Raw genomic sequence first — 8,001 nt, 5'->3', positions numbered from 1 at the left:
TTATTCTAAACACCCCCTGACTAGTGCAGGGGGTGTTTTTTTTGTGCCTAAAAAATTCTGTTAATCACCCTATAAATTTTAAATCATTTGTTATGCTGTCTGTATTTTCAGTGACTTTGTTTAAATTATTTCAGCTTTAAGAATTATAAAAAGAGGTGGGTGTGTTTGAGGTATTCATACAACTCTGTGGTGGAATAGGCTTATTTCTGTTCGGCATGACCTTGATGACCGATAGCCTCAAGGATCTGGCGGGTGAGTCACTGAGACAGTGGTTAGGCCGATTTACAGGTTCACCCATCAAGGCAATGAATTCCGGCATTGTTTTTACCCTGATTGTACAGTCTTCTACTGCAACAACGCTCGCTACGATTGGTTTTGTGAGTGCAGGTGTACTGACTTTTGCTCAGTCGGTAGGTGTGATTATCGGTGCGAATATCGGTACGACCAGTACGGGATGGATGGTTGCTGTTTTAGGGGTTAAATTCTCTATTGGCCAGTTTGCTTTGCCCATGGTGGCCTTGGGGGCATTACTAAAAATTTTAACGCAGGGACGTGTTGCTCTCATTGGGTTAACACTTGCTGGTTTTGGAGTACTTTTTTACGGCATTGAATTACTGCAACTAGCAATGTCCGGCTTATCTGATCAGATTGATCTTTCTGCTTTTAAAACGGATACATTCTTCTCAAAATTTTTGCTGGTACTGATTGGTTTTGTTTTAACCGTTATCTTACAGTCATCCAGTGCTGCATTGACTGCAACGATCACTGCATTAGCCAGTCAAATTATCCAGTTAGAGCAGGCGCTTTTGCTGGTGATTGGTGAAAATGTGGGTACGGTGGCTACGGCAGTATTGGCTGCGATTGGTGCCAATAGCAATGCCCGGCGAACGGCTGCTGTGCATGTGGGTTTCAATCTGATTAGTGCCATTTTTGCTTTTTTTATTTTGTGCCCATTATTCCTATGGCTACATCAGCAAGGCAGATTACTGTCCTCTTGGGATGAGGTACTGATTATTGCAGCTTTTCATACCGCTTTTAGCTTGTTTGGCGCTATGCTAACGATGCCTTTTATTGAACAATTTAAACAACTGCTGATTCGATTGATTCCTTCTGATGACGATCGCCTGATTCAATATTTGGATGAAACTAGTCTGGCTGTGCCAGCGATCGCGATTGCTCAAGCAGAACAGGTCATTTTTCAGTTGATGTGGCAGCAATATGTGTGGTTTAAGGCTGCATTTAAGGATGGGCAACTCGTTGCAGCTAATCAGTTGAAACAACAGGATGAATTGATCCATAAACTGCGAGAATATCTAGAAAAAATTGTGGTGGCTGATCATTCAGAAGATCAGGCTAACTTATTAATATTGCTACGTACGGTTGTTTATCTGAAAGTACTGCGTAGCGATCTGGAACAATTATCTTATAGTCTGGATTTAAGGACTCAGCCCGCACTGTATCAGGTTGCGTTAGACTTTATGGAAGTCGTGGGTAATTATTGGGAACAAGCCTCAGATTTGGCAGATCATGAAAAAATTCAGGCTTTGCAAAATGAACTGATTTTACTGGAACAATGGGCCAAGCAACATCATGCGGAATTGCGTGAAAAGATTAATGAATATGCTGCCAGCCATCATTTAAATGCTGCCAGAATTTTAGAGTTACTTGCAGCTCACCGCTGGCTGGAACGTCTGATTGTGCATAGCCAGCGCTTTGTAAATGTGCTTTGTGAAAAGGAATTTAAACACGAGCATCAAGCTGACGACGTGCATGTTTAAGTGCTGTACGTAAACCTTCTTCCAGGGTAGGGTGATAGAATGGTTTTTCCAAAATCTGATCCACTGTCAGCTCTTCACCAATAATCCAGGCTAGTAGATGTGCTAAATGTTCAGCCTGAGCACAGAAAAGTTCAGCTCCCACCAGTTTGCGCGTTGTCTTTTCTATATAGAGTTCAATAGCACCGATATTAATAGCTTCAACTCGGGCACGACCTTGTCTTTCATAAGAGGCAGAACCTGTCACAAACTCAATCCTATTTTCTTTTAATTGCTTATATGTTTTACCAATGGTCGCCATTTCCGGTTGGCTAAATACAATGGCTAATGGAGTAAGTTTTAGTATCGGTTTGATCTCTGGAAATTTCAGACAATTTTTAACCAGATGTTTTCCGGTATGAGCCGCAATATGCTGTATCGGATGATCGTGTCCAGCATCTCCCGCAATAAAGATTGGGTAATTGCCTAATTGTTTGGTAGACGCATCTATTGGCAGATTTTTAATATCGTTAAAAGCTGCATCAATGTTTTGGAGTCCAAGCTGATCCAGATTGCTGCTGCGGCCAGTAGCAGATAAGACATAATCGACTTCTATAGTTTGAAATTGTTCATTTCGTTTAAATTTAATCTGAACTTTATCCCCTTGCCGGGTCGCTTCTTCTGGAAGCGTTTTAAATTTGATATCCAGTTCTGAACTAAGTTGCTGTTGAGCTAGTTCCTGTAAGGCAGGACTGGTTAGTGAACCAACTTTCTGGCTACGGGCAAAGACTGTAGTCTGTACACCTAAACGTTGCATGGCTTGAGCCAGTTCGATGGCAATGATACCGCTACCAATCACAGCTAGAGATTTTGGCAAGGTCGGGAGTTCAAATATTTCATTCGAGGTAATCAGTCGGTCACCTAGTAGTTCTTTTTGTTGTTTATCTATATTTGGGTGTGAGCCGACAGCCAGAATAAAGCTTTTGGCCTGATAATGTCGTCCATTGACTTCTATAGTCTGTGCATCGATAAATTTTGCTTGACCTGCAATTTTATGTTTGGGATTCCATTGTTCAACATCATTGAGTGTTGCTTGAGTAAAAAAGTCACGTAATTCCCGAACTCGTGACATCACATTGGAAGTATCAATTTCAGCTTTAACATCCAAAGCTAGATCCTGAGTATGCTCAACCAGATGCATACGATTAGCCGAGGCAATCAGGACTTTACTCGGCATACAACCCACCCGCGCACAGGTTGTTCCCCAAGAACCATCGTTAATGATCAGGATGTTGTCTATGTGTTTGATTGCTTCTTTATAGGCTGTGATGCCTGCTGTGCCTGAGCCAATGATGATAAGGTCGTACATACTCAGCCTTTATTCAAATTATTTTTCATTAAAAGTTAGCATATAAAAGATGAGTCTCGCTTTTATTTATATAAAATTTTATCTATGATTACATAATCTACAAAAAATTATTGATAACACACTCTTATAAATGAGGGGTTTGGGGATTTAGATGATTAATACAAAATTGAGCACCAAGTTTTCTGCTCTTGCTTTAGCTTTACTTTTGGCGGGCTGTGGTGGTGGTGGTAGTGAAGGCTACTATGAGAACGGTAATTCAGGTGGTAATACAGGTGGTTCAGATAATGCTGGTAACCCTTCTGAAGTCCAGTCACTCAAAATTACTAACTTTTTGTTAACAGACTCAAATGGAGCAGAAACGCAAACAATTTCAGCATTAGGGGCTATAGCAACAGTTAAAGTAGCGGATGGAAATGGTAATCCAGTTCGTGGGGCCTTAGTTACTTTTTCTGGTGAGAATATGACATTCAGTACTACCAATAGCTCAGTTTTTACTAATGCTGATGGTGAAGCAAGTATTGGTGTTATGCCAACAGATTCGAATGTGACAGGCGCATATAAGATATCAGCCTCTGTTGAATTAGAGGATCAAACTGCTACTCAGTCAAAAAATGTTAGCTTCGTTAAAACTGATATTGTGATTGACCAACTTGTTGCAGCAAGTACATCTCTAGTTTCGGGTGGTTCGACTCTCATAACGTTGATTACAAAAGATGCTGATGGTAATTATCAAAATAATCAAGAAGTAACATTCTCTGCTGGCTGTGGTAGCTTCAGTAATCCGAAAGTTGTTTCATCAAGTGAAGGAAATATTTCCAACACATATTATGCTTATGATGCAGCTGGAAAATTATGTAGTGGCAATCAGAAGATTACTGTAACGCCAAGTACATCTCCAACAAATTCAAAAGAGCTTTCTGTTAACATTCAAGCAGCAACAGCTACATCTATTGTTTATACATCTACGGACGAATTAAAGATTCCAGTCCAGGGAAGTGGTTCATCCTCAAGTGGTCAAGTGGAATTTACTGTTTATTCAAATAGCACAGCACTTGCCAATCAGGATGTGACATTAAGCTTGAATAAAGCTCCAAGGGGGTCAAGCTTTGTAAGTCTTGGCAATACTGAGGATCGAACAGTTAAAACTGATAGTAATGGTAAAGTCATTGTAAATATCTATCCAGGTGATATCCCAGGTCCTGTAGAAATTAAAGCAACTTTGCCTAGTGGTTTTAGTGCACTTGCGAAAAATATAACCATTACAACGGGTCGTGCAACTCAAAATAGTTTTAGTTTATCAGTTTCTAAAAACTCATTAGAGAACGATAAGGATGGAGATACTACGACCATCGTTGCACGATTAGCTGATCGTAACGGTAATGACGTTCCCGATGGAACAGTAGTTAACTTTATTACAGAGGGTGGTAAAGTTGATGGAGCATGTTCAACTGTTAAAGGTCAATGTTCTGTAGAATTAAGTACTCAAAATCCACGTCCTGCTGATGGTCGTGTATCTGTACTAGCTTATGTGGAAGGCGATAAGAGTTACGTTGATACGAACGGTGATAATATTTATACGCCAGGAGTGGATACCTTAGTTAATAATATTGGTAGCTTTTTCCGCGATGATAATGAAAATAACCGTTATGATAGTGGAATTGGTGAATTTAAATATGATCGCCAACTTTTGGGTTCACGTTTAACCTGTGGTATTTCTTCATTCTCTGAACCTAATATTACCAATACTTGTGATAACCAATTATCGGCAATTTTACGTCAACAAATTGTTTTATATTTTGCTGATAGTACAGCGACTATTCGTGACTTGCGAGCAAGTGGTTCTTCTTTAAGTTTCAATTTATTTGGTAAGAGTGCTTTAACAACACCAATGCCATCAGGCACCACAATTGCTGTAACTCCAGAGGATATTACAGATAACAATAAATCATGTACTGCTGAATTATCTTCAGGAAGTAATCCAATTGCCAATGTGATTAATTCGACTTATTACCAATATCGTTTAAAAGATTGTGCAGCTGGAGATAATTTTAAAATTACTACTACAGCTCCAAATGGTAAGGTCTCTAACTTTTATGTAACTTATCGTTAATTTCTAAAATAAACAAAAAACAGCGCTTAGGCGCTGTTTTTTTATGGGAACTGAAATCTAAAAAAATTAAATTGAAGTTCCCATACTTATACCCACAGTCGGCTTCACATTCATCGAACTACAACCAACAAAGCCCAAACTTAAACAGATCACCAGTAAAATTTTATTCATGAATTAATCCTTGTTTCTTTACCTTTTGATTTAAGGTAGCAGCTCATATGCCACTGCAGCTTATGATTAAAATAGAGGTAGTAAATCATTATAGTATTTGAATAATTATTCAATGTTCTATTGTGTAATCTGAGCGCTAGAGATAAAGAATTGCTCTAAATAACCCGATAAGCTTTCATCGGAGTTAGATCATCATTTATTTATAGGGTTGGTATCAGTGATAGCTTAATGTTTTATTTTATGCGTAAAAGCTTAGGCCACCTGCAAAATTACAGATGACCCAAAAACCTTAGTCATCTAGCAAATCCATTTGTTTTGCCAGTTGATAAAGGTTATTTGAACGGTTACCGGTACGGCAGAACATCAATAATGGTTTTGGTAATTCATTGTAGTGATTGGCAAAAGTGCGGACATCTACTTCAGTGATCTGACCGGCCACAACAGGTTGATGCACATAGTTTAAACCTGCAGCACGTGCGGCTTCTTCAATTTGTGCACTAGTCGGTTGTTCCGGGCCACCTTCCATATCCGGGCGATTGTTGATAATCGATTTAAAACCTTTTTCAACCACTTGATCGATATGTTCTGGACCAATTTGACCTGCGAAGCCTACATTTTCACTCATGATGTCACTCCATCATTTAATTTATAAAGATATGCTTTATGATAGCATTAAGCTCAATAATGATCAGAAAGATCTGAAATTTTTATAAACGATTACAATCATAAAATAACGCAACGGAGCGCGTATGCACGAATATACAGTCGAACCACTGTATGTCAAAAGCGGTCAGGATGTCATTGCTGCCGATTTTTACCGTCCCAAGAACGTACAAAAGCCTGCAGTCATTTTAATGGCACATGGTTTGGCTGCCTTACGTCATTTTGCACTGGTCAAATATGCCCAACGGTTTGCTGCAGCGGGTTATGCAGTCATTTTATTCGATTATCGCTATTGGGGGGGCAGTACCGGACGGCCTCGTGAACTGGTTTCAATCAAGGCTCAGCTTGATGACTGGCGTACCATGATTGCCCATGTTAAAGAACGCAAGTCGATAGATTCCAAGCGTATTGTCTTGTGGGGAACCGCTTTAAGTGGTGGTCATGTACTTTCGCTGGCTGCTGAGTCTAAAGACATTCAGGCCATTATGGTGCAAGTGCCATTTGTGGATGGTACAGAAAGTGCCAAGTTGTATCCATTACAACAGATGCCGAAAGCCTTAAAGATTTCCAGTCAAGATTATATGGGCTCCAAAGTTGGAATGGCACCCAAAACCTTACCTGTAGTTTCTGAACACGAGCTGTGTTTCCTGCCAACAGCAGATAGCTATAAAGGCTATTTATCGATCGTCAATCCGGATTATTACTGGAGCGGGGAAATTCCAGCTCGGGCATTCTTTAATTTGATCCGCTATCGCCCAATTCAGGACGTAAGAAAGATTACTGTTCCGGTACTGTTTATTGCCGCGAAACAGGATAGTCTGATTCCGATTGAGTCGAGTCGTGAAACCGTTACCAATATTGCGCCATTTGCCGAATATCATGAATGGGATATGCAACATTTTGATATTTATCATGGTGAATGGTTTGAAAAAGCAATTCCGACCCAATTAGAATTCTTACATCAATATATTGGAGTTCGTTAGATGATCATCGTATGTCCGTCATGTCAGGCCAAAAACCGTGTGCCTGAAGATAAGCTCAGCGCGAGTCCTGCATGTGGCCAGTGTCATCAGGGATTGATTCCACTCGCTCCGATTGAACTCAATGAACAGAATTTCAGCCAGTTTATTACCGGCAGTGACCTGCCAATTTTAATTGACCTGTGGGCGGACTGGTGTGGTCCGTGCAAGATGATGGCACCCCAGTTTGCCATGGTTGCCAAAGATTATCCGAATGTGGTGTTTGCGAAAATTGATACCGAAGCCAATCCACGTTTAAGTGCCGCTTTCAATGTTCGTAGCATTCCGACATTAGTTTTGATGAATAAAACCGATGAAATTGCTAGAATAAGTGGTGCACTCAGAGCACCTCAGCTAAAACAGTGGCTAGACCAGCATCTGAATGCCAAATCCTAATACCCATGCCTGGAGTTAACGTGTCAGATTCTCATGTAAAACCAGAGGGAGTACTTTCCCTACAGACAATTGCAATGCCAGCGGATACCAACTGGAGTGGTGACGTTTTTGGTGGATGGATTGTTTCACAAATGGACTTGGCCGGTGCGATTCATGCCGAACGCTTTTCTAGAGGCCGCTGTGCAACGATTTCGATCAATCAGATGACTTTCCTGGTGCCAGTGAAAGTGGGTGATGTGATCAGCTGTTATACCAAGATTCTGAAAGTAGGGAATACCTCAATCCAGATGCAGATTGAAGTGTGGGATAGTCATGATGATTCCCGTGAACCTAAACGTGTGACTGAAGGTGTGTTTACCTTTGTAGCAGTGGATGTCAAAGGCAATAAACGTCCAATACCAGAGGACGTGAAGCAGAAGTTCCTTGAATCTCAACAAGCGAACTGATAAATAAAAAACCAGACTTTAAGTCTGGTTTTTTATTTTTTGAATTGAAAAAATTTAAGGCTCTAGACTAGCA

7 protein-coding genes are annotated in these 8,001 nt (G+C 40.3%); 5 read left to right on the top strand and 2 right to left on the bottom strand.

The features are described 5' to 3' along the window. Positions 1-161 precede the first annotated feature (161 nt). Positions 162-1,778: a Na/Pi cotransporter family protein gene (locus GW12_RS02115; RefSeq protein WP_034582798.1), complete on the top strand. Its 1,617-nt coding sequence runs from the start codon at positions 162-164 to the stop codon at positions 1,776-1,778. Here GW12_RS02115 and GW12_RS02110 read toward each other — a convergent pair. Then, positions 1,741-3,123 (bottom strand): dihydrolipoyl dehydrogenase, encoded by a 1,383-nt coding sequence (locus tag GW12_RS02110; RefSeq protein WP_034582797.1) that lies wholly within the window; start codon positions 3,121-3,123, stop codon positions 1,741-1,743. The genes GW12_RS02115 and GW12_RS02110 overlap by 38 nt on opposite strands. Positions 3,124-3,274: 151 nt before the next feature. Here GW12_RS02110 and GW12_RS02105 point away from each other — a divergent pair, with 151 nt between their 5' ends. After that, complete coding sequence (locus GW12_RS02105) at positions 3,275-5,233, top strand: Ig-like domain-containing protein (RefSeq protein WP_034582796.1); 1,959 nt, start codon at positions 3,275-3,277, stop codon at positions 5,231-5,233. Between the two features lie 460 nt (positions 5,234-5,693). Here the strand turns inward: GW12_RS02105 and GW12_RS02100 are convergent, their stop codons facing one another. Further along, complete coding sequence (locus tag GW12_RS02100) at positions 5,694-6,029, bottom strand: TIGR01244 family sulfur transferase (protein WP_034582795.1); 336 nt, start codon at positions 6,027-6,029, stop codon at positions 5,694-5,696. A gap of 124 nt (positions 6,030-6,153) precedes the next feature. On the opposite strand from GW12_RS02100, the gene GW12_RS02095 reads away from it, so the two are divergent. From GW12_RS02095 to GW12_RS02085, 3 genes are all read left to right on the top strand, one after another. Then, entirely contained in the window at positions 6,154-7,050 is an 897-nt protein-coding gene (locus GW12_RS02095) for an alpha/beta hydrolase (RefSeq protein WP_034582793.1), read from the top strand. After that, positions 7,051-7,482 carry a thioredoxin TrxC gene (gene trxC, locus GW12_RS02090; RefSeq protein WP_034582791.1) on the top strand — a complete coding sequence of 144 codons (432 nt, stop codon included), beginning with the start codon at positions 7,051-7,053 and terminating at the stop codon, positions 7,480-7,482. It begins immediately after the preceding gene. Positions 7,483-7,556: 74 nt separating this feature from the next. Further along, entirely contained in the window at positions 7,557-7,928 is a 372-nt protein-coding gene (locus tag GW12_RS02085; RefSeq protein WP_375730985.1) for an acyl-CoA thioesterase, read from the top strand. The last annotated feature ends 73 nt before the right edge of the window (positions 7,929-8,001 follow it).

The sequence above is a fragment of the Acinetobacter sp. HR7 genome, from assembly GCF_000773685.1.
Taxonomy (GTDB): Bacteria; Pseudomonadota; Gammaproteobacteria; order Pseudomonadales; family Moraxellaceae; genus Acinetobacter; species Acinetobacter thermotolerans.
Note: the sequence above shows the minus strand (reverse complement) of the source record. Positions and strands in the feature narration are given on the sequence as shown.

Coding starts and splice junctions, on each gene's coding strand:
- GW12_RS02110 (WP_034582797.1), bottom strand. CDS start 3,123: ATGTACGACCTTATCATCATTGGCTCAGGCACAGCAGGCATCACAGCC.
- GW12_RS02100 (WP_034582795.1), bottom strand. CDS start 6,029: ATGAGTGAAAATGTAGGCTTCGCAGGTCAAATTGGTCCAGAACATATC.
- trxC (WP_034582791.1), top strand. CDS start 7,051: ATGATCATCGTATGTCCGTCATGTCAGGCCAAAAACCGTGTGCCTGAA.
- GW12_RS02085 (WP_375730985.1), top strand. CDS start 7,557: ATGCCAGCGGATACCAACTGGAGTGGTGACGTTTTTGGTGGATGGATT.
- GW12_RS02105 (WP_034582796.1), top strand. CDS start 3,275: ATGATTAATACAAAATTGAGCACCAAGTTTTCTGCTCTTGCTTTAGCT.
- GW12_RS02095 (WP_034582793.1), top strand. CDS start 6,154: ATGCACGAATATACAGTCGAACCACTGTATGTCAAAAGCGGTCAGGAT.